Annotated in this window: 13 protein-coding genes and 1 other RNA gene; 5 read left to right on the top strand and 9 right to left on the bottom strand. The window is 61.8% G+C overall.

Annotated elements, in window-relative coordinates; genetic code table 11:
• Positions 1-196 precede the first annotated feature (196 nt).
• The 5 genes from VF629_RS24030 to VF629_RS24010 form a co-directional block, all read right to left on the bottom strand.
• A complete protein-coding gene (locus VF629_RS24030) occupies positions 197-478 on the bottom strand; it encodes a hypothetical protein (protein ID WP_331061055.1) in 282 nt (93 codons plus the stop codon).
• Positions 475-2,562, bottom strand: a complete 2,088-nt coding sequence (locus VF629_RS24025; RefSeq protein WP_331061054.1) for a sugar-binding domain-containing protein — start codon at positions 2,560-2,562, stop codon at positions 475-477. The genes VF629_RS24030 and VF629_RS24025 overlap by 4 nt, the downstream gene beginning before the upstream one ends.
• 309 nt (positions 2,563-2,871) lie before the next feature.
• On the bottom strand, positions 2,872-4,863 hold the full coding sequence (locus VF629_RS24020; protein ID WP_331061053.1) for a rhamnogalacturonan lyase: 1,992 nt from the start codon (positions 4,861-4,863) through the stop codon (positions 2,872-2,874).
• Positions 4,864-5,021: 158 nt separating this feature from the next.
• Positions 5,022-6,554, bottom strand: a complete 1,533-nt coding sequence (locus VF629_RS24015; RefSeq protein WP_331061052.1) for a RagB/SusD family nutrient uptake outer membrane protein — start codon at positions 6,552-6,554, stop codon at positions 5,022-5,024.
• A gap of 27 nt (positions 6,555-6,581) precedes the next feature.
• Positions 6,582-9,695, bottom strand: coding sequence for a TonB-dependent receptor (locus tag VF629_RS24010; RefSeq protein ID WP_331061051.1), 3,114 nt, complete (start codon positions 9,693-9,695; stop codon positions 6,582-6,584).
• A 789-nt stretch (positions 9,696-10,484) separates the two neighbouring features.
• On the opposite strand from VF629_RS24010, the gene VF629_RS24005 reads away from it, so the two are divergent.
• The 3 genes from VF629_RS24005 (at position 10,485) to VF629_RS23995 (ending at position 14,404) form a co-directional block, all read left to right on the top strand.
• On the top strand, positions 10,485-11,816 hold the full coding sequence (locus VF629_RS24005) for a sugar porter family MFS transporter (protein ID WP_331061050.1): 1,332 nt from the start codon (positions 10,485-10,487) through the stop codon (positions 11,814-11,816).
• Between the two features lie 121 nt (positions 11,817-11,937).
• The gene (locus tag VF629_RS24000) at positions 11,938-12,837 is read left to right on the top strand and encodes a carbohydrate kinase (RefSeq protein WP_331061049.1); all 900 of its coding nucleotides are present in this window, start codon (positions 11,938-11,940) and stop codon (positions 12,835-12,837) included.
• Between the two features lie 400 nt (positions 12,838-13,237).
• Positions 13,238-14,404: a hypothetical protein gene (locus VF629_RS23995; protein WP_331061048.1), complete on the top strand. Its 1,167-nt coding sequence runs from the start codon at positions 13,238-13,240 to the stop codon at positions 14,402-14,404.
• Positions 14,405-14,742: 338 nt separating this feature from the next.
• Here the strand turns inward: VF629_RS23995 and VF629_RS23990 are convergent, their stop codons facing one another.
• On the bottom strand, positions 14,743-17,682 hold the full coding sequence (locus VF629_RS23990) for a TonB-dependent receptor (RefSeq protein ID WP_331061047.1): 2,940 nt from the start codon (positions 17,680-17,682) through the stop codon (positions 14,743-14,745).
• 230 nt (positions 17,683-17,912) lie between these two features.
• On the opposite strand from VF629_RS23990, the gene VF629_RS23985 reads away from it, so the two are divergent.
• On the top strand, positions 17,913-18,737 hold the full coding sequence (locus tag VF629_RS23985) for a DUF547 domain-containing protein (protein WP_331061046.1): 825 nt from the start codon (positions 17,913-17,915) through the stop codon (positions 18,735-18,737).
• 256 nt (positions 18,738-18,993) lie between these two features.
• On the opposite strand, the gene VF629_RS23980 is transcribed toward VF629_RS23985, so the two are convergent.
• The 3 genes from VF629_RS23980 to ssrA all read right to left on the bottom strand — a co-directional run bounded on the left by VF629_RS23980 (position 18,994) and on the right by ssrA (position 21,270).
• Entirely contained in the window at positions 18,994-19,641 is a 648-nt protein-coding gene (locus VF629_RS23980) for a methyltransferase family protein (protein WP_331061045.1), read from the bottom strand.
• Positions 19,595-20,731 carry a BamA/TamA family outer membrane protein gene (locus VF629_RS23975; RefSeq protein ID WP_331061044.1) on the bottom strand — a complete coding sequence of 379 codons (1,137 nt, stop codon included), beginning with the start codon at positions 20,729-20,731 and terminating at the stop codon, positions 19,595-19,597. Before VF629_RS23975 ends, VF629_RS23980 begins: the two co-directional genes overlap by 47 nt.
• A 167-nt stretch (positions 20,732-20,898) precedes the next feature.
• Positions 20,899-21,270: a transfer-messenger RNA gene (ssrA, locus tag VF629_RS23970) on the bottom strand.
• A gap of 274 nt (positions 21,271-21,544) precedes the next feature.
• On the opposite strand from ssrA, the gene galT reads away from it, so the two are divergent.
• Positions 21,545-21,754, top strand: a 210-nt coding sequence (gene galT / locus VF629_RS23965) for a galactose-1-phosphate uridylyltransferase (protein ID WP_331061043.1), incomplete at its 3' end; no start/stop codon positions are given.

Raw genomic sequence — 21,754 nt, 5'->3', positions numbered from 1 at the left:
AAGCGGCAACAGGTGCTGATAAACCCGCCCATCATGCCGAGCGCAGCCGAAGCCGAAGCATCTCGCGTGTTGTAGTGACTCTTTTCTTGCGTTTGGATTACTGCACCGAGCGAGATGCCTCGGCTGCGCTCGGCATGATGGGCTTTCGACTCAACAGAACGGTCTTTTTCTTTAGATTGATAATGGCCAAATTCATCTACTGGGTGACTTTGGCGCCGGTGTCAATGGTCACGGTGCCATCGGCGAGGCCCGGCGCGGAGGCTTTCAGGGTGATGCCGCCGCCCGTGCTTTTGGCCTTGACAATGGCCACGCACTCGCCCCGGTACACTTTGCGTTGGCTGGCCTGGTAGGCTTCGTGGCTGTTCACGTCGCCGTTGTCCACGGCGGCCACCTGGCCCGGGCCGGTCATGCTGAACTTGATGGGGTTGTCGGCATTGGGGCAGAGCACGCCGTTGGCGTCCACCACGCGGGCCGTCACATAGGCCGCGTCGTCCCAACTGGTGCTGAGGCGGGGCCGGCTAGTAGTGAGAATGATGCGGGCGGGCGGGCGGTTTTGAGCTCGTCGGTGGCTACTTCTTGGCCTTTGTTGCGGGCCACGGCGCGCAGGGTGCCTTTCGCGAAGGTCACGTCCCAGGTGCGGGGGCTGTCGTCGGCGGGCTTGGCTTTCTTGCCCAAGGACTTGTCGTTCAGGAACAGCTCCACTTCCTCGGCGTTGCTATAGGCTTCAACTTTGCCGTCGTCGTAGGTGTCGAAGTCGGTGGGCGTCCAGTCGGCGACAAGCACGCCGGCTCCAGCGTTGTCGCTTTTGCGCACCATGCGCACCATCGGTTTGTCACTCCACCAGCTTTGGCGCTGGTAGGCGCGGGGCTTCCAGCCGCTGATGCGGTCAAACAGGCCTTGGTCGTAAGTGGTGCGGGGCCAGTCGCTCTCGCCCAGGTAGTCGAAGCCTACCCACAGGAATTGGCCGGCCATGTAGGGGTTGTCGCGCAACGCCAGCCAGGCCGTGAGCTGATGGCCGTTTTCAGTGCCGATGACCTTGCGCTCGGGCTTGGCCTGGTGGGCAGCCACCAGCTCATTTTCGCGGTAGTTCTGGCCCACCACGTCCATGGTTTCCACAAAGCCGTTTTCGTACACCTTGCTTTGGCCGGGGCGGAACAGGGCCATGGTGACGGGTCGCGTGGGGTCGAGTTGGTGAATGAGGTCCTGCTGGTCCTTGTATTTCTTGAAGCCCTCGGGGTTGTTGAGGTTGTCGTGGATTTCGTTGCCCACGCTGTAAATCACAATGCTGGGGTGGTTGCGGTCACGCACGACCATGGCGCGGGTGTCGGCTTCCCACCATTTCGTGAAGAAGCGGTTGTAGCCCTGCTCGCCGTTGTTTTTGGCGGCGGTCCAGGTGTCAAATGTCTCGTCCATCACCAGGAAGCCCATCTGGTCGCAGAGGTCCAGAAACTCCGGCGCCACCGGGTTGTGCGCAGTGCGAATGCCATTCACGCCCGCCTCGCGCAGCACTTCCAGGCGGCGCTGCCAGGCGGCCAGCGGTACGGCCGCGCCCAGGCCGCCCGCGTCGTGGTGCAGGCACACACCCTTGATTTTCATCGGGATGCCGTTCAGCGAAAAGCCGGTGGCCGCGTCAAACTTGGCTTCGCGAATGCCGAACGGCGTGGTCACGTTGTCGAGCGCCGCAGTGCCGCTGCGCAGCGTAGAAACTGCCTTGTACAGCACCGGCGTGTTGGTTGACCACAGCTGAACCGACTTGGCAATGCGCAGGTCCTGGCTGACCGTCGCCGACTTGCCGGCCGCCACGGTTTGCTTTGTTTCTGTGGTTGCTACGCTTTTGCCGCTGGAGTCCAGAATGGTGGTTTGCAGCACGTACTCCCCGCTTGCCGCCGATTGATTGATTACATCGGCCTGCACTTTGATGGTTGCTGCTTCCACGTTGCCTTTGCCTACGCCCTCCGGAGTGGCGGCTACGTACACGCCGCCTTCCTCAAAATGCGCGGGCGCGGTGCTCACCAGCCGCACGTGCCGGTAGATGCCCGCGCCGGTGTAGTAGCGCGAGGCCGGCTGCACGGTGTTGTCGGCGCGCACGGCCAGCACGTTGGTTTGGCCCTTGCCGAACTTGAGGTGCTTGGTCAGGTCGTAACTGAAGCTGCTGTAGCCGTAGGGCCGTTGGCCGAGCGACACGCCGTTAATCCACACCTCGCTGTTGGCCATCACGCCGTCGAACTCGACGCGGACGCGCCGCTGAGCGTCGGTGGCGGGCAGGGTGAAGGTTTTGCGGTACCAGCCCACACCGGCCGGCAAGTAGCCCCCGCCGCGGCTGGTGGGGTTGGCCTGGTCGTACGGGCCTTCGATGCTCCAGTCGTGCGGCACGGCCAGCGTGCGCCACTTGGCATCGGCGAAAGCGGGCTGCTCGGCGCCTTTAGCTTCGCCCTTAAGGAAGCGCCAATTGGGGTCGAAGGAGGTGGTGACCCGGCCGGGGCTTTGGGCCGAGGCCGCCAGGCTGCCCAGCAGCAAGGCCACCGTAGTGGCGCGGCGGGCCGCAAGTAAGAATGCTTTCATCGGGCGGGTCTCAGGAGGTGCGCTGCGAACAAGCGAGTTGTTCAGGCTCAAATGTTGGCAGGAATGCGGGGCGTGGTATCCTGCACTCACCTGTGCCGAGGAATTGGGCTTAGGTGATTGCGTTATTGCAGACCATCAAATCTGCCCGCCATTGTGTTCCACCTAACCTCATGCTGAGCGGAGTCGAAGCATCTCGCTCGGGTCACTAAACCTGTCGATTGGTTTACTACCACACGCGAGATGCTTCGGCTGCGCTCAGCATGACGGTTTTGTCGGTTGGTTTCGTCAGGGTCTTAGACCGCCCAGCCCTCAATTGACCTTTGGGCCCGTTGCCACGCCCTTCATGCCTTCGCCCAGGAAGAAGCCGGTATGCGGCGGCTGGTTGTAGCCGGCGTTTTCTCGGGCCACGCCCAGGCGGTAGGTGCGGTCCTGCATCAGGGTTACGAAGCGGTGTTGGGTGGGAATGGTGGTGCTGAAAATCAGGAGTTCCTGGTTGTTGGCGTTGCGCCAGATTACCTCTTCGCGCCAATCGCCCAATAGGTCGGCGCTGAGGGTAGGAGTGGCCTTGGTGCCGTTGCAGGACGCGGCGCCCAGGGGCTTGCCATCGAGCAAAGTAGTGAGCTGGCCGGCCTGGTAGTCCCATTTTTCTACGCGGGTGTCATTGAGTAGTTCGCGCAGCAAGTCGCCGTCCCACCACAGGCCGAAATTGACGGAGCGCGGCGCCGGGCCTATTTTTTCGCCTTTGGCGGAGAGCAGGCCCAGTTCGGGCGGGTTGGCCCACACCTCGGCGCCGGGGTGGCGCGGGTCGATGTCGGCGGCCATGCCGCGGCCTACGTCCTGACCGGGCAGTTGGGCGAAGAGGACTTTGCCGGTTTTGGCGTCGTACAGGGCCGCGCCGGGGCCGTTTTCGTGGCCGGGCACCTTTTCCTCGTTTTCGTGCACGCCCCACGCTTCCAGGCCGGGGTTGCTGGGGTCGAAATCGCTCACGTGCAGGGCGTCGCCGTGGCGCAGGCCGGTGCTGAAAAGGCCGGTGCCGTTGTCATCCACCACCATCGAGCCGTACACGATTTCGTCTTTGCCGTCGCCGTCCACGTCGTTTACGCTCAGGCCGTGGTTGCCCATGCCGGAGAAGGGATTTTTGTCGTCTTTGGAGTCGAATACCCAGCGCGAGGTCAGCTTGCCGCCGCGCCAGTCCCAGGCCGCCAGCACCGAGCGGCCGTAGTAGCCGCGGCACATCACCACGCTGGGCCGCTGCCCGTCGAGGTAGGCCACGGCGGCCACGAAACGGTCGGCGCGGTTGCCGTGGCTGTCGTTGCCGCCATTGCCGCCGATGCCGCCCCAGCCGCCCAGGTCGCCGCGGGCGGGTAGGTAGGGCGCCGTGGCCATAGCCGCCCCGGTGGCACCGTTGAAGACCGTGAAATACTCCGGGCCCGCCAGGATGCGGCCGTATTTGCTGTCACGGGTTGAAGCTACGCCGGGGCCGCCGTCGGTGGGCACGGTGAGAGTGCGGTAGTCCTTGCTGGCGTCGCCAATGATTTTACCCTTACCGTCCACGGTGCCGTCGGCAGTTTTGCAGGCCACTTCTGCCTTGCCATCACCGTCGAAATCGTACACCATAAACTGGGTGTAGTGCGCCCCAGCACGGATATTCCTCCCCAAATCAATGCGCCACAACCGGGTGCCGTCTAGCTTATAGGCATCAAGCAGCACGGGGCCACTGATGCCCGACGAGCCGTTGTCGCGGCTGTTGGTGGGCTCCCACTTCAGCACAATTTCGTAGGTGCCGTCGCCGTCCACGTCGGCCACGGAAGCGTCGTTGGCGGTGTAGGTGTAGGCGCTGGTTTCGGCGCCGCTGCTCACGGTGCCGCCGGCTGGTTGCTGCAGGGGCACGCGCAGGATACCGTCGCCCCAAATGCTGGCGTAGGCCGATTGGTCTTTGTTTTCTGCGGTATTGGCTTTAAACGCTACTGCCAACGAACTGCTTGTACGCACGAAGTACTTGGCAAGTGGTTGAATGGGCAGGTTGGCATCGACCCAATTGGTGCCGCCAACAAGCGGCTTGTCGTTCAATTTCACCGGTGGACCAGTAACGGCTAGCCGATAAATATCGAAGGCTACGTTGGGCGCATCGGTCATCAGCAAGCGCCAACTCACGAACACCTTGCCGTCGGGTTGGGCAATGGCCACCACGCCCCGCCCCAGGCGCTCGGGTTGGGCTTGTGGGGCCGGAGGCGGCGCTGCTGATGGGCCGGTAGCTAGCAAGGCGAGAGTGGAAAACAGGAGAGAACAGCGAGTTTTCATTGAGAGCAGAAAAGACGGATTCAACCAAAAAGAAGAACGTCATGCTGAGCGCAGTCGAAGCATCTCGTCAGCAATGGTAAATGAATTGCTACCACACGCGAGATGCTTCGGCTGCGCTCAGCATGACGTTTCTATTGCGTCGATTTGAGCAGAAAAGGCTAGTTATAGCCGGAGTTCTGCTGCCAGAAGCCAGGGTTGAGGCGCAGCTCTAGAATTGGAATGGGGAAAATTAGGTCGTGCTCATCTAGCTGGCGGAAGTTGGCGCCGCCCGTGGCCGAGGTGCCGGTGGTGGCCCGTTTGAAGGCCGTCATCACCGAAATGGCATTACCGGTGCGCACTAGGTCGTGCCAGCGTTGGCCTTCGGCAATGAATTCGTAGCGGCGCTCTTTGAGCACGGCAGCGCGGAAAGCGTCCTGCGTAGCGGCTTCGGGCGAGGTAGGTGTGAATGGAGCCAAGCCCGAACGGGTGCGAATCTGATTAACTAGGCTGATGGCCAGGGCCGACGGGCCACTTTCCTCGTTCAGCACCTCGGCATACATCAGCACCACGTCTTCGAAGCGGATGATGGGGAAGTTGTTAGGGTAATCCGTCCGGTTTTGTATCCCCGTGATGCCTTTCTCGAGAAACTTGGTGAACTGGGGCCGACCGGCCACGATGGCGTTAGTGGTGGGGTTGCGGATGACCGAGTCGAGGGTAGCGGCTTTGCGTTTGTCGGCCTTGGGCCAGTTGGCGCCAAACAAGGCGGGCGGCAGTGTGAAGTCGGCGGCAAAGGCCGTGAACGGTGACCAGAACGTGGGAAACACCTGGCCCTGCTGCCACGGAATGGGGTTGCCGACACCCGTGCCGCCCGAGGCGTACTGGATTTCGAACACCGTGTACTTATTGTCATTGGCCGCTTTAAACAGGTCGGCAAAGTTTGGCGCCACCGAGAAAGTGTTGGCGCCGGCGGCGGCGTACACGTCCATCAGCTCCTTTTTGGCCAGGGGCAGGGCGCTGGCCTGGCGCAGCGGGTAGCCGTACATGGTGAGGTACACCTTGCCCAGGAGGGCTTTGGCGGCCCACCGGGTGGCGCGGCCCTTGTCGGCGGTGGGGTACGCGGCCGGCAAGGCGGTGGCTGCGAAGGTCAGGTCGTCGATGATGAACTTGTAGACGTCGGCAACGGGCGAGCGAGGTACTTGTTTCGCTTCTTCGTTGCTGAGCGTTTTGCTGACAATGGGTACGGCTCCCCAATAACGAACGAGGTCGAAATAGGCCAGCGCGCGCAGAAACCGCGCCTCGCCCTTGAATTGCTCGACGCGCGCAAAGCCGAAGGGCTGTATTTTCTCCTGCAGGACGTTGGCCCGGTACACGATTTCGTACAGGTCGCTCCAGGTAGCTTGCAGCTGGTTGGTTTGGGAGGTGGTGTTGAAGTTGCTCACGTCGCTGTAGTCCCGCTGTACAGAAGCGACGTCGGCGGCAACATTGTCGGAGCGGAACTCGGCCAGGAACCAGTGGGAGCTTTCGGGCAACGACAGGCCGCCGTTGTAAATGGCCAGAACGCCTTGGTTTACCTGGGTTTCACTGGTGTAGAACTCGTCCACCGTGTTGTTGGCCACGGGCGGGATGTAGAGAATGTCCTCTTTGCAGGAGGTGGCCAGCAGCCCGGCCACGCTCAGGGCAGCGGCGCAAGCAATGTGTTTAAAAGCTTTCATCGGAATGTCGGTTGGGGTGGGAGGGCGTTACAGCGACAGGTTGAAGCCGACGGTGTAGGTGCGGGCCTGCGGGTAGCTGCCGTTGTCGAAGCCTCCGGCCTGCAGGGCCTCGGGCGAGAAGCCGCCGGTGTAGTTGTGCCAGATGTAGGCGTTTTCGAGGGCCACGTAGAGGCGGGCGCCGGAGTAGAAGCGCTTCTTGGGCAGGTTGTAGCCCAGCGTCACGTTCTTGATGCGGATGTAGTCGGAGCTGTAGAGCCAGCGCGAGTCGAGCAGCGAGCTGTTCTGAGCCGTGATGCTGGGCGTTTTGCCGTCGCCGGGCTCGGCCACCGACTTCCACCGGTTGTTCCAGGTGGAGGCGTGGTTGTAGAGGTAGCCCATGCCGGGCCGGTCGATGGAGCGGCCGATAACCGAGTACAACTCGCCGCCTTGCTGGGCATTCACCAGCACGGTCAGGTCGAAGCCTTTGTAGCGGAACGTGTTGGTGATGCCGAAAATGTAGTCGGGCGTGGGGTTGCCCATGATGGTGCGGTCGGCGTCGGTGATTTTGCCGTCCTTGTTCACGTCGCGGTACTTGACGTCGCCCACGCGGGTGTTGGTCAGCTTCGGCTCGGTGTCCACTTCGGCCTGGGTCTGGTACACGCCGATGGCGTGGTAGAGCACGTAGGAGTTGATGGGCAGGCCCACCTGCAGAATGCTCGCGAAGCCGGCCCCGCCGGGAAGCTCGCCCGTGGGCACGGGCGTGTTGTCGTAGTCCAGCCTTTCTACGCGGTTCGTATTGTAAGAAGCATTGAAGTTGGTGCTCCACTCGAATGCACCGACCAAGTTGCGCGAGGTCAGCCCCAGTTCCACGCCTTGGTTAAACACTTCGCCGATGTTGAGGAAGGTGTTTCGGAAGCCCGTGAGCGACGAGAGGGGCACGCGGTACAGCAGGTCGGTGGTGCTTTTGGTGTAGTAGTCGGCCGTCACCTGCAGACGGTTCTGCAGCACGCTAAAATCGAGGCCGTAGTTGTAGCTGGCCGTTTGCTCCCAGCCCAGCTCGTCGTTTCTCAGGCTCGAGGGCGCAAAACCATTAGCATTTTGCCCGTTTAGCGGGTAGTTGCTGGCCGAAAGGAGCGCAAACTGCGAGTTGTTGGGAATGCGGTTGTTGCCGGTCGTGCCCCAGCTGGCCCGCAGTTTCAGGTCGCTGATGAAGGTCACGCCCTGCATGAAATTCTCGCCCGATACGCGCCAGCCCAGCGACACGGCCGGGAAGTAGCCGAAGGGCCGGTTGGCGCCGAACTTGGACGAGCCGTCGCGGCGCAAGCTGGCCGACACCAGGTACTTCTGCTTGTAGTCGTACTGGGCCCGGGTGAAGTACGACAGCAGCGCCTCCTTGCCGGCCGTGATAAAGCTGCGGTTGGCGGTCGAGTTGGCGCGGTCGAACAGGTAGGTGGCGTCGTTGGGCAGCTGGCCGTTTTCCTGCTGCGAAAAATCGTTGCGGGTGCGCTCCACCGAATACCCCAGGATGGCGTTGAGGCTGTGGTCGCCAAACGTGCGGGTGTAGTTCAGCACGCTCTGGAAGAGGTAGCGGGTGTTGAAGGTCTGCGAGTAGCGCGAGGTGCTTAGCGAGCCTTCGGCGGCCCCTGGCCAGTCACGGCTGGCATTGGTGGGGGTGAATACCTGGTCCTGGAAGTAGCCGTTGTCCATGGCGCCCAGCAGCTGCATTTGCAGGCCTTTGTAGAGGTCGAAGTTCAGGCCCATGTTGGCGTTGAGGCGGGTGCGGGTGCCGCTGGCATCGGTGCGCTCCATCACGGCCACGGGGCTGATGTAGCGGCCCGACCACGCGTAGGTAAAGTAGGGGTCGGCGCCCGCGTAGATGCCCGCGCCCTTAGGCGACACCGGCGGCATTTGAGCGGCATTCAACGCTTGGCCGCCGGTGCCGTCCACCCGGCCCAGGCTGCTCCATTCCATGCTCGGGGCCAGGGTCATGGTCAGCTTGATGCCCTTGCGAATTTGGGCGTCGATGTTGGCGCGCAGGGTGGCGCGCTGCAAGTCGCTGCCGATGATGATGCCCTTCTGGTCCAGGAACGAGCCGTTTACGTTGTAGTTCACGTTGTCGGTACCGCCCGACACGCCCACCGTGTACTGCTGCATCACGGCCCGCCGGAAAATGGCGTTCTGCCAGTCAATGTAGTCCAGGCTGTCGCGCCCGTACGCCCATTTGGGGTCGTGCGTGTAGCGAATGATGTTGGTCTGGCTCGGGGCCACGCCGTTCACGGTGAGGCGCTGAATGCGCGTGGCCCGCGAGTCCTCCGCGCGGTTGAGGGGGTTTTGCGCCAGCCAGTCCAGGTCGATGCCTTCTTTGCGCATCTGAATCCACTCTTCCGCCGACTGCACGTCGAGCCGACTTTCGGCCAGCTGAATGCCCGTGTAGCCCGAAAACTGCAGCTTGGCCGCACCTTTCTTACCGCGCTTGGTGGTCACGAGCACCACGCCGTTGGAGCCGCGCGAGCCGTAAATAGCCGCCGAAGCCGCGTCTTTCAGCACTTCAATGTTGGCCACGTCGGTGGGGTTGATGCCGCGCAGGTTGTCCACGGGCACGCCGTCTACCACGTACAGGGGGTCATTCGACGCATTGATGGAGGCCGCGCCCCGCACCCGAATCTGGAGTTCTGCGCCCGGCTCGCCGGTGGGCGTCTGCACGTACACGCCGGGCATCTGGCCCACCAGCGCATTCTCGATGCGGTTGACGGGCCGCTCCTCAATCTCCTTGGCTGTAATGCCGGTGATGGCGCCCGTTACGTTGCTGGCCTTTTGGGTGCCGTAGCCCACCACCACCACTTCGTCGAGGCCCTTTTGGTCGGTGACCAGATTGATGTCAATGTTCGTTTTGCCGGCCACTGGCACTTCCTGCGTGGCGTAGCCCACAAAGGAGAACACCAGCGTGGCGTTGGCAGGGGCTTGCAGGGTGTAGCTGCCGTCGGCGGCGGTGCCGGTGCCATTGGTGGTGCCCTTTACCAGCACGGTCACGCCGGGAAGCGCTTCTTTGCCGTCGCCCGTCACTTTGCCGCTCACGGTGAGGTCCTGGGACCACGCGGGGGCATAGAGGCCCACTAGCAGCAACAGCAGCAAGCAGGTGAATCTGTAAATTTTAGGTTGCATAGGTGGTGGGTTTGGATGAAGAAACAGAACAGGACCTTTGGTGAGTAGGCACTCAGCGGTGAGTAGGTACTCAGTCAGTGGTCAAATCTATCTCAATCGTTTGCGCAGACTCACCTGTGCTCTCCTGAAAAATATAAATCCTACACTTTTTTTACTTTTTATGCTATCATTTTATCATTCGCTGGCCCAACTACTGCTACACAGCCCGACGCGGCGAGCACCTTGGCAGTGGCTCCAGCAGCTCTAGCCGCCTGTTTGCCGCGCACATCACCCGCCGATGATGGCCACAGTGCCACGGCCGTAACCACCCCTAAAAGGACCTGCCTCAGCAGTGGCGAGCGTCGGTGCTGGCTGCGCAAGCTCCCGCCTTGTCCTGCCAGCAGGCCTCTTACAGGGCAATTATCAGGGCAATACCGCCTGTGGAAGTCCAGCGCAGGTACTTACCCAACGGCCAGGCCACAGGATAGTACAGGAGTGTGTCGAAGCCGCCCTTGGGTGGTGCGCTGGCCCGCTCCGCCGGCGCTGAATAGAAGCGTAAACACGGGCAATTGTGGGGCGTTTGGGCGGGCCGCCGCCCGTGGTTTACGCCCGTGAAGTTGTATGACCAAACTCCTACCTTGCCAATCTAAACCAAGAAGGCGGCCCAGCATCGCGTCCCGGTGGGCCCTATTGTGTAACTCGTGCCGGCAGCCAAATTGCGAAGCTGCTCCCTAGCCTGTCAGATGAAGGAAAGGGTGGTTCGATGAGAACAAGCCTGATAACATCCTTTTCAACCGCCGCCATCCGACTATGAGCCGTAACCGCAGCATCTTGTTCTGGTCCGTCACGGCTGCTTTGGGCGGCTTCCTGTTTGGTTTCGACACGGCCGTTATCTCGGGCGTCGAGCAGACGCTGCAGGGCTATTGGCAGCTCAACCCGTTTCAGCAGGGGCTCACGGTTTCCATTGCGTTGTTCGGCACCATCCTGGGCTCCCTGTTCGGTGGCCTGCCCGCCGACCGGTTCGGGCGCCGCAAAACCTTGTTCTGGATTGCGCTGGCCTACTTTTTCTCGGCGCTGGGCACGGCCCTGGCCCACGACTGGAGCGTGTTTCTGGTGTTCCGCTTCCTGGGCGGGGTAGGAGTGGGGGCGTCGTCGGTGGCCGCGCCGCTCTACATCACCGAGATTTCACCGCCCGACCGGCGGGGGAAGATGGTGGCCCTGTTCCAGTTCAACATCGTGTTCGGCATCCTCTTCGCCTACCTGTCGAACTACCTGCTGCGCGACCTCGGGCCCAATGCCTGGCGCTGGATGCTCGGCATTCAGGCCGCGCCCGCCGCCTTGTTCGTGGCCACGGTGCTCACCATTCCCGAAAGCCCGCGCTGGCTGCTGCTCAAGAAAGGCATGGTGGACGAGGCCCGCCGCATTTTTACCGTCATCAACCCCGCCACGGCCGAGGAAACGGTGGAAAGCCTGCTTGCGTCGCAAAACGCCGCCCGCGCCGAAGCGGCGCCGCGCCTGTTCTCGGGCAAGTACACCCGGCCCGTCACGCTGGCCGTGCTCTTCGCCGTCTTCAACCAGGTGTCGGGCATCAACGCCATCATTTACTACGCCCCGCGCATTTTCGAGATGACGGGGTTGGGCAAAAGCTCGGCCCTGCTGTCCTCGGCCGGCATCGGCCTGATAAATTTGGTGTTCACCCTGCTGGCCTTGCAGGTGATTGACCGGTTTGGCCGGCGCAAGCTCATGCTGGTGGGCTCGGTGGGGCTCATTGCGACGCTGGGCCTGGTGGCGCGGGCTTTCTACGTGCAGGATTTCGCCGGCTTCACTGTGCCGGCGCTGCTGTTCTGCTACATCGCCTTTTTCGCCTTCTCGCAAGGCGCCGTGATTTGGGTGTTTATCTCCGAGATTTTTCCCAACGAGGTGCGGGCCAGCGGGCAGGCGCTGGGCAGCTTCACGCACTGGTTAATGGCGGCCGTTGTGGCCTTCAGCTTCCCCTCGGTCGCGGCCTATCTGGGCGGCGGCACGGTGTTCCTGTTCTTCTCGGCCATGATGGTGCTGCAGCTCCTTTTCGTCTGGAAGGCGATGCCGGAAACCAAAGGCACCTCGCTGGAAAAGGTAGAACGCGAGGTGTTTGCGCATTGAAATTCAACCAACAAGAAACAAAGGCGCTCGTCGTGCAGAGCGCAGCCAATGTCTCTGTATCGTGCCTCCTGTCATGCTGAGTGCAGCGAACTGAGCAGCCAAAACCCAAAACCTTCCACCCATGCACCCATCCATAATCTGTTTCGGCGAGATGCTGTGGGACGTGCTGCCTTCTGGCAAGCAGCCCGGTGGCGCACCCATGAACGTGGCCGTGCACCTGCGCAACCTGGGCCTGCAGCCCCGCCTCGTGAGCCGCGTGGGCACCGACGAGCTGGGCGCCGAGCTGCTCGACTTTGTGGCCAGCCACGGCCTGGCCACCGACCTGGTGCAGCGCGGGCCCACGCACCCAACCGGAGCGGTTCAGGCCAACGTAGACGACCGCAGCGAGGTGGTGTACGACATTGTGCAGCCCGTGGCCTGGGACTACATCGAGCACAACGAGGCGGTGGAAGCCGCCGTGGCCCAAGCCAATGTGTTCGTGCACGGCAGCCTCGCTGCCCGCAGCCCCACCACGGCCAGTACCTTGTTTCGGCTGCTGGAGCGGGCGCCCCTGCGCGTGTTCGACGTGAACCTGCGCGCCCCGCACTACAACCAACCCGTGGTGGAACGCCTGCTGACCTCGGCCGACATCGCCAAGCTCAATCACCACGAGCTGGCGTTGATTGCCGGCTGGTACGATGCCCCGGCCGACCTGGAAACGGCCATGCTCAGCCTGGCCCGCCGCTATTCCTTGCAAACGGTGTGCGTGAGCCGCGGCGAAAACGGCGCCGTGCTCTACCACGGCGCCGAGTTCTTCCACCACCCCGGCTTTCCGGTGGAGGTGAAGGATACCATTGGCAGCGGCGACGCTTTCCTGGCAGCCCTACTGCGCGGCCTGCTTCGGCAAGACGCGCCCGCCGTCTGCCTGCGCTTTGCCTGCGCGGCGGGGGCGCTGGTGGCCACTTGCCAGGGGGCCACGCCCACCATTTCTGAGGCCATGATAGCGCAGCTGGCCGATGCTTCCACTCCCGCCCGGTCGTAAAGGCCCCCGGCAGGGGCGCGGCAGGCATCGAACAAATGAGTCTACCGGGGGCACCGCGGAGTTGCCCCACCTGCGGTGGCTGGCGTAAGCGCATAATCACCCCAGTTGCGGACTACTCCCCGGTCCGACGCCCTAGGTGTCCGACCGGTTGTTGCGAGGACGAGCCGCGTGCACCGGCTTGTGTCAACAGGCTGGAAAGCCTCCAACAATAACCGGTCGGACGCCTAGGGCGTCGGACCGGGACCGTGCCAGCCACTCCGCAACTTGGGGTAATTAGGGGTATAGAGGCAGCCGTGCCGGCCTGCTTAGCGACTCGATTTGCAGCGTGCTGTTGAGGTTACCCCTAACTTGTGCCTAACACAGCACCCAAACGCTGCCCGCCCTCACACTGCTTTTGTCCATGCAACTCCAAGAAGTTGTCACCGCTGCCCAAGCCCGCGAGTTTCTGGCGTTTCCCGTGCGCCTGTACCAGGGCGACCCCAACTACGTGCGCCCGCTGGACCGGGACATCGAAACGGTGTTTAACCCGGAGAAAAACAAGTATTTCCGGCACGGCCAGCTCATTCGATGGCTGCTGGTCGATGCCGCTGGGAAGACGCTGGGCCGGGTGACGGCCTTCGTCAACGAGCGCACGGCCAACACCTTTGCCCAGCCCACGGGCGGCATGGGCTTTTTTGAGTGCGTCGACAGCCAAGAGGCCGCCACCGTGTTGCTGGATGGCTGCCGCGACTGGCTGGCGGCGCGGGGCATGCAGGCCATGGACGGCCCCGTCAATTTCGGCGACCGCGACCAGTGGTGGGGCCTGCTGGTCGACAACTTTGGCTCGCCGCTCTACACGCAGAACTACAACCCGCCGTACTACCGGCGCCTGCTGGAAAACTACGGCTTTCAGCTCTACTTCAACCAGTTCACCTACTTCCGCAAGGTGGCCGCGCCGCTCACCCCCGAATACCTGGAAAAAGCGTCGGTGCTGTTCAAGGACCCGAATTTCAGCTTCGAGCACCTGCGGGTGAAAAACCTGCCCAAGTACGCCGAGGACTTCCGGCAGATTTACAACAAAGCCTGGGTAAAGCACGACGGCGTGAAGGAGATGACCCCCGAGCAGGCGGCCAACATCATGCGCAAGCTCCGGCCCATCATCGACGAAAAAATCTGCTGGTTTGCCTACCATCACGGCGAGCCCGTGGGCTTCTTCATTGCCCTGCCCGAGCTCAACGAGCTGTTTCGCTACGTGGGCGGCAACCTCAACTGGTTGGGCAAACTCAAGTTTGCCTGGTACCGCTGGCGCGGGGCCGTGCGCACCATGACCGGCATTGCCTTCGGCATTGTGCCCGAGCACCAGCGCAAGGGCCTGGAAATGGCCTTCATCCTGGCCGCATCCAAAACCGTGCAGGACACCAGCAAGGTGCACTACGAGGACTTTGTGATGAACTGGATTGGCGACTTCAACCCCAAAATGATGCGCGTGGCCGAAACCATTGGCGGCGAAATCTGGCGCACCCACGCCACCTTCCGCTACTTGTTCGACCGCAGCAAACCGTTTGAGCGGGCCCCGCTGATTGATTAAGTAGTGGACCACAAGTAAGAGTCCTCTTTGCCGGGCCCCGTCACCTCACCCCCGGAGAGGGGAGCCACGGTGGCGCGGCTGTAGCGCGGACTTTTAGTCCGCGCGTGAATTGTGCAGATGTGAGCGACTCGCGGACTAAAAGTCCGCGCTACAACTCGTCAGGTTTCCCTTTCCTGGAGAGAAGGTTCGTACCCAGTAAGGCTGGGGGTGAGGTGCTACCGGTCGCGCCCTTTGCTCGATTATTTCTGCATGACTACTTAACAGACTGGTCTTGCTAGCAATAAAAAAGCCCCAACCACTGCGGCCGGGGCTTTTTGGTGAAGCTTTGAAATTCCTTATTAAAAGGAGTAGCCCACGCTGGCCGTGATGTTGCGCGGCAGAATGGGGCGCACGAGGTTATAGGCATTTTCGGCGTTGGTCTTGCCGTTGGCGGCCTGGGCGTTGAGGTATTCGGCTGAGAAGTTCTCTCCGTTGCGGGCCGCCGCATCGCCGAAGCCAACGGTGTTGAGCAGGTTGGAGCCTTGCACGCGAATCTGGGTTCCTTTCAGGCCGCCGCTGGTGAAGTCGTACACGACGCCGCCAAACAGCACGCCGTAGCTGGGCAGCAGCAGGTTGTTGCGCTTGGTGGCGTAGCGCTCGCCAAACCAGCGGTAGTTGGCAAACACGTTGAAGCCGCGGAATACGTAGTCGGCGCCGCCTTCCAGCAGCAGGTCAGGCGTATCTTCGAGGCGGTTGCCTTTGAGGTTGATGACTTGCGTGCCGGGGCGGGCCGGGGTCTGCGGGTCGAAAGGCACCTGAATGTTGAAGTCCAGAAAGCGCGGGCGCTGCACCGTACCGATGCCGCGCAGCGTCAGGCCTTGCACCGGCGAGTAGGTGGTTTCCAGTTCCACGCCCAAGTTGTCCACGTCGCCGCGCTGGGGCACTAGGGTCAGGCCACCGTTGGCATCCGAGGTTTGGATGGTGAACGGAATGTTGGAGTTGCGGCTGTAGAATGGCACCACGCCGGCGCTGAACCGGCCGGAGGCCACTTTCACACCCACCTCGGCCTGCAGCACGCGCTGCACCTCGCCCCGGATAGTCACGTTTTGGTCGCGCGGGTTCACGCCGTAGGCAAACTGGTCGTTGGTGGGGGCCACGCCCGAATTGCTGTAGCGCGCGTAGGTAGCCACCTGGTCTGAAAACTTGTAGTTGGCCCCCAACGAGTAGTTGAAGGTGCTGAAGTTGAAATCCCAGGTGCGCAGCTCGCTCACGTTCTGCAGGAAGCGGTTGTCGTAGAAAGTGCGGTACTGGCCGTCCAAGCCGCCGTTGGAACCCGCAAAGCCGTTGGCCGCCGTGGGCGCGCCCACAAAGGGCGTAAACCGTGCGTCAGGATTGTTCAGGATGGCCGTTTTGGGCGAAAAACCCTTGGCGTGGCTGGTTTCGAGGCGCACGCCGCCTTCCAGGCGCAGTTTGTTGGTGGCCTGCCACTGGTCGCCGGCGTAGTAGCTCAGCACCTGCGTGGTGTTGCTTGAGTTGAACAGGATGCCGTCGCCGAAGCTCTGGAAAAGGAAGCCGTTCCGGGTAACCTCAATGGGTTGGCCGCCAAACAGCGGCCCTTGCGTGGGTATGAGCACGTTGAGCAGGCGTGGGCGATTGGCCACTTCCTGCACCACCAGGTTGTAGCTCAGCCGCTCCTTGATGGTGTAGCGGCTGGCGTAGAACCCGCCCGTGAGCTGGTGCTTGCCCACGGTCTTTTGCAGCTTCAGGTTGTTGATGGCGTTGGTGGCCGGCTTGTCGTCGGGGAAAATGCCGGCGATGTTCACCAGGCCGTTGCCGTTGAGGGTGGCAATGTCGAGCGGGGTGTTGGTCGGGTCGTCGGCGTAGGAGAACCGGGGCGTGCCCGCGCCAAAGGCCGCCAGGCTGGCGTACCGCGCGGCCAAGCCCAGGCCCGGCACGGGTGGCTGAACGTCGTACACGCCGTCGGTGCTCAGGTTGGCGTCGAGCAGACGGGCGTTGTCAGTCAGGGTAAAGCCATTGCCCAAGTCAAAAAACACTTCCGACGAAATGGCCTTATAGCGGGTGTGCTGGCCATCGGCTAGGTCCCGCGTCAGGTTGCCTTGGCCGTTGTTGAACGGGTTGGGAAACGTCGTGATGCGCTGGTATTGCGACTGCATTGTGCCGTGCCGGAAGCTGGGCCCGCCAGGAATTGGCTGGGGGTCGTTGAGGTTCTGGTAGGGAATGCTGGTGTAGTAGGCCACCCGGTCGTTGAGGTACTTGCCGTAGAGGCGCACGTAGCCGTTTTTCAGGTTGTAGGTCACGTTGGCTTTCACACCGCCGCCCACGTTGGCCGGAAAGCCGGCGTAGCGCGTGCCCACGTCGTAGCGGTAAAACCCGCCCACGTTGAAGCGCAGCGGCGTGCCCGCAATGGGGCCGCCCACGTTGGCGTCCACGCGCTGCAAGCCGCCCAGTTGGGCCAGGCCCGTGCGGTCGGAGTTGAAGCCCTGTTCGCCGCCGGTGAGGCGCACAATGCCTTGCAATTTGTCGCCGGTGCCGGTTTTGCTCAAAAAGTTGACGATGCCGCCCGGGGCGTTATTTGCAAAAATGCCGGCCGAACCCCCGCGCAGCACCTCCAGCCGGTCAATGGTTTCATCGACGCGAAAGTGAATGTCGGACTTGGCAAACGTGAGGGAGCCAACTTCCAGAATGGGCAAGCCGTCTTCCATGAGCTGCAAAAAGCCGAAGCCGGACTCCGCGTTCACCGGCAAGCCGCGGGGCGATACCGAGTTGGCGGCTTCGCCACCGTCCGAGTTCACCCGGAAGCCGGGCACGGCCATCAGCAAGTCGGCGGTGCCGCGCGACACGCGGTTTTGAATCTGCCGGTTGTTGAGCGTGGTGATGGCCGTGGCGCTTTCCAGCTTGCTCTGGGGATTGAAGTTGCCGGTAACCACTACGGCGTCCATCAGCAACGGGTCCTGGGCCAGCGAGGCGTTGAGCGTGGCGGTGGTCCCTTCGGCAACGGTGATGGCCTGGTTGGCCACCTTGTAACCCAGGTACGACACCGTGGCGGTGTAGCTGCCCGCCGGCGCATTCAGGGTAAATTCGCCGCGGTTGTTGGTGGCCGTGCCAATGTTGCCGGGGTTGAGCACCACCGTGGCGCCGGCCAGCGGCTGCCCCTGCGCATCGAGGATGGTGCCCGTGACCGGGCCGGAGGCATTTTGGGCGTAGGCGGCCGGCGACAATGCGCACACAAGGGCCGCTACGGGAACGAGTCGCCCTAAAAAAGTAGCGTTTTCAAACATGAAAAAGGGGTGAAGTAATCGTGACAAAGGTAGCCGTCCGGCTTAGGAGTGTCTCCAAACTACGTCTCTCGCTACTGCCCGGTTTGTTGCGAAAATTTAATTACGACTCAAAGAAGGCTGCTTGGCCGAAGTCCAGGAGGCATCCAAACCAAATGCCGGTGCGTAGGTTTGTGCGACAATTGTAATTCAATTATTTGCTAAAGTTTGCCTTGCCGCTTCTGCGCTCTCTTATGAACCTGAAACCTCGTTTTTCTTTTTCTTCCGCAGCCCTCGTGCTGGCGCTGTTGCTGATGTGGCCGCTGGTTGGCAGCTGCCAGTACCTGCGCTACGTGAAGGACCTCAACCCCATCATGGCGGGCACCAAGCCCGTCAACCACGCACCCTTCGACGCCCTGCTGAAAAAGCACGTCGACGCCCAGGGCATGGTGAATTACCGGGGTTTCCTGGCCGACTCCAGCAAGCTCAGCGCCTACCTCACCACCGTGAGCAACACCCTGCCCAACGAGCAGTGGAGCAAAAACGACCAGCTTGCCTATTGGCTCAACGCTTACAACGCCTTCACCATTCAGCGCGTGCTGCGCGGCTATCCGGTGAAGAGCATCCGCCAGCTGGGCGGCGACAAAACCCTCGTCAACACCGTGTGGGACCAGCGCTTCATTCGCCTGGGCAACGACAAGGAGAAGTACTGCCTCAACGACCTGGAGCAACGCCTGATTCGGCGCAAGTTCAACGGCGAGTACCGGGTGCATTTTGCCCTGGTGTGCGCGGCCGTATCGTGCCCCAAGCTGCGCAACGAGGCCTACGTCGGCAGCCGCCTCAGCCAGCAGCTCGAAGACCAGTCTCGCGACTTTGTCAACGACCCAGCCAAAAACAAGCTCACGCCCGCCAACGCCCCGCAGGTTTCCGAAATCTTTAATTTCTACCCCGGCGACTTCAAGAAGGACGGCAACACTTTGGCCAAAACGCTCAACAAGTACTCCAATGGCCCGAAAGTAGACGCCGAAATCAAGCCCAAATTCATCACCTACAACTGGGCGCTCAACGAGCAGAAATAGTCGCAACGGCCCCGATATTTTCAGAAACCCGGTTACGTTATGCCACGGCACTACGTAATCGGGTTTTGCTTTTGTTGATGGTTTGGGTCAAAGACCAATAGCTTATTTAGGGCATCGGGCCGACTGGGCGTCATGCAGAGCGCAGCGAAGTATCTCGCCCGCCACCAGTAATCCTGACGATTGAATTACTACCACACGCGAGATGCTTCGCTCTGCATGACGCCCAGTCGGCCCGATGCCCTAGTTGGAAAGACTCTTAAGGCAACCCTTTTGTGGGCAACAACTGCGGCACCCGGGCCTGATAACGCGCGTACGCGGCGCCAAAGCGCTGAATCAGCTTGCGCTCTTCAAGGCGCGTGCCCACCAGCAGGTACGCCACGTTGCACCCCACAAAAACAGTGCAGGTACCTGTGGGCGAGAGCAGCCAGAAACCCAGCAGCCCCAGCAGCAGGCCCAGGTAGAGCGGGTGCCGCACCAGCCGGTTGAGGCCCGCGGTGTGCAGCGGCACGTCGGCCGCCTGGGCCCCAGCCCGCACGTAAGCCCAGCCCGCAAACTCGCCCAGGTCGTAGCCACGCAGCGCGGCCACGGCCACCACCACCCCCGTGCCCAACAGCGCCCACGCCAGCACCACCACCAGCCCTGAGGGCCTAAACAGCCAAATTTCCGGCAACTGGCTTTGGTAACGAATGATGAGCAGAAACCCCCACACTGACATCTGGTTGTAGGCCAAGCGGTAAAAACGGGCCGCCGTGGGGTACTGCCGCGCCACCGACTCTTTCAGCCACGTGGTGGCGAGCAGGCTGTGCAGCGTGAAATAAATGGTCCAGAAAAAGATAAGGAGCACCATTGGAGCGACGTCAAAAGGCTTCCCCGATGCCGAAATACACCCCGCTGGACTTGCCACTGCCCACGCCGTAGTCGAGGCGCACGTTGAGCCGGTCGCGTCGGTTGAAGCGAAACCGCAGCCCGGCCCCGCCGGCCACTTTCAGGCCCCCTTCGTCAAAATCGGCGAGGGTGTTGCCCACTTGGCCCACCCCGCCGAACACCACGCCGTTGAAGCGGCCAAACAACACGCGCCGCACCTCGGCTTGGGCGGCCAGTAGCTGCCGGTCGCGGTAGCGGCCCTCGTAGTAGCCGCGCAGCAAGTTGGCCCCGCCCAGGTTGGCTAGCTCCCGAAAGGGCACGTAGCCGCCCTGGAACTGCCCCACCACCTGCAAGGCCAAGATGGTTTTGTTGTCCTTCGTGAGGGGGCGAAAATGCCGGCCATCGAACTGGTAGCGGCTGAAGCGGTAGTCGCTGCCCAGGGCGCCGCGGTTGAGCAGGGCCGACATTTCCAGGTAGTTGCCCCGGAAGGTGCTCAGCACGTTGTCGCGGGCATCGTACAACACGGCCGGGCCCACGCCGGAAATGCGGGTATCCTGCTGGTACTCCCGTGCGGGCCGGTCGAAGAGCCGGCTGCGCCGCGGGTCGTCGTCAATACCCTCGTTCACCCGCACGTCGCGCAAATCGGTGAGGCGGTACTGCAGCCCCGCAAAAAGGCCCGGCGCCAACCGCTTCAAGGCGCGCTGATTGAATATGAATACCTTATACTCAATAACGGACTTGTCGGCCAGCCGCGTTTCGGGCCCAAACCCGTAGTAGTTGATGGGGAACTGGTTGTAAAAGCTGGCTTCGCCGGCAAAGAAGTACCGCTCGTCCGGGGTGAAAACGCTGTGCGTGAGCTGCACCAGGCTTTGCTTTTTTTGGGTGCGCCAGCCAATGAGCCGGGCGTTCGATTTGCGGGTGGCCGTGTCGGTGCCCAGCCGGAACACCGGCAACACGGCCAGCCCGTAGCCCAAACCCGTTTCGGGCTGCGAAAACACGATGGGGAAGGGGATGAAACTCGGCTTGTCGCGCTTGGCCTCGGCGGCAGGCGGCGCCTCGGCCGGTTGGTTTTGGGCCCGCACCACGCCCGGAATCAACACCACGAGCAGCAGGAAGCAATAAAAACGCATAAAGTCAGTGAAAAGCCAGCACACGGCCAGCAGCCAAGCTACGGCGCCAGCTCAAAGATTGGATTGAACCGTCCGGCTTCTCTCAAGGCATGTTCCCGGATTAGTAATGCAAACAGTCATTGTCCTAAAACCGAAAAACCCCGCCTGCTTGCCGCAAACGGGGTTTAAAGTGGAGATGCAGGGATTCGAACCCTGGTCCAGACAAGGAAATCAACGTGCTTTCTACGTGCGTATCCAGACTTGAATTTTCATGGAATTTCAGGCGTCAGTCAGGCCCTTGAAATTCCCCTAGCTGCAGTTGAGTTTCGCCCCTGAATCACAGCTCTTCAGAGGCTATTTTCTACTTACGACGCTCCGAACTCCCAGGTGTAGAAACTTACCCGGGCGGAACGATGACGTTACCTAATTCTAAACTAGGCAGCCATGGCGTACGAATAGTCGCCGGTTGTTTTTCGATAGATTTTTTGACAGAAGAGCTTCCATCACCTTCTGGCACGCTTACCCGCAATTTGCGCAAGCTGTCAATTCCGGTCATCCCCAAATGGTAAAGAACGAGTCCTGCGGTGGCCTCAACAGCCCCAGCGGGCCGCGAAGGTACGCGGTTATGGTAGAAACGCCAGGGCAGAAGGGAAGGTTTCCAGGGCTTGGGGTGTTTAAGAAGAAGAAGCAGGGAAGGCGCCGCAAAAAGAACGTCATGTCGAGCGCCGCCGAGACATCTCGCGTGCGGCAGTAGTTCAATCGCTGCGACGATTCGGGCGAGATGTCTCGGGGGCGCTCGATATGACGTTCTGACAATCCCAAAGCACCTAATTCATGTCTTCTTTCGATTCGACCGAACACCCGCACCGCCGTTTCAACGCCTTGGCCGGCGAATGGGTCCTGGTGTCGCCGCACCGCTCTAAGCGGCCCTGGCAGGGCCAGCAGGAGGAGCCCGAGGCCGACCAGCGCCCGGCCTACGACCCTACCTGCTACCTCTGCCCCGGCAACACCCGCGTGAGCGGCGAGGTGAACCCCAAATACGAG

This window comes from Hymenobacter sp., from assembly GCF_036388155.1.
GTDB lineage: Bacteria > Bacteroidota > Bacteroidia > Cytophagales > Hymenobacteraceae > Hymenobacter.
Note: the sequence above shows the minus strand (reverse complement) of the source record. Positions and strands in the feature narration are given on the sequence as shown.

Excerpts from the sequence above, each read along its gene's own strand:
- VF629_RS23990 (WP_331061047.1), bottom strand. The coding sequence starts at position 17,682 with ATGTTTGAAAACGCTACTTTTTTAGGGCGACTCGTTCCCGTAGCGGCC.
- VF629_RS24000 (WP_331061049.1), top strand. The coding sequence starts at position 11,938 with ATGCACCCATCCATAATCTGTTTCGGCGAGATGCTGTGGGACGTGCTG.
- VF629_RS24005 (WP_331061050.1), top strand. The coding sequence starts at position 10,485 with ATGAGCCGTAACCGCAGCATCTTGTTCTGGTCCGTCACGGCTGCTTTG.
- VF629_RS24010 (WP_331061051.1), bottom strand. The coding sequence starts at position 9,695 with ATGCAACCTAAAATTTACAGATTCACCTGCTTGCTGCTGTTGCTGCTA.
- VF629_RS23975 (WP_331061044.1), bottom strand. The coding sequence starts at position 20,731 with ATGCGTTTTTATTGCTTCCTGCTGCTCGTGGTGTTGATTCCGGGCGTG.
- VF629_RS24025 (WP_331061054.1), bottom strand. The coding sequence starts at position 2,562 with ATGAAAGCATTCTTACTTGCGGCCCGCCGCGCCACTACGGTGGCCTTG.
- VF629_RS24020 (WP_331061053.1), bottom strand. The coding sequence starts at position 4,863 with ATGAAAACTCGCTGTTCTCTCCTGTTTTCCACTCTCGCCTTGCTAGCT.
- VF629_RS23985 (WP_331061046.1), top strand. The coding sequence starts at position 17,913 with ATGAACCTGAAACCTCGTTTTTCTTTTTCTTCCGCAGCCCTCGTGCTG.
- VF629_RS23995 (WP_331061048.1), top strand. The coding sequence starts at position 13,238 with ATGCAACTCCAAGAAGTTGTCACCGCTGCCCAAGCCCGCGAGTTTCTG.
- VF629_RS24015 (WP_331061052.1), bottom strand. The coding sequence starts at position 6,554 with ATGAAAGCTTTTAAACACATTGCTTGCGCCGCTGCCCTGAGCGTGGCC.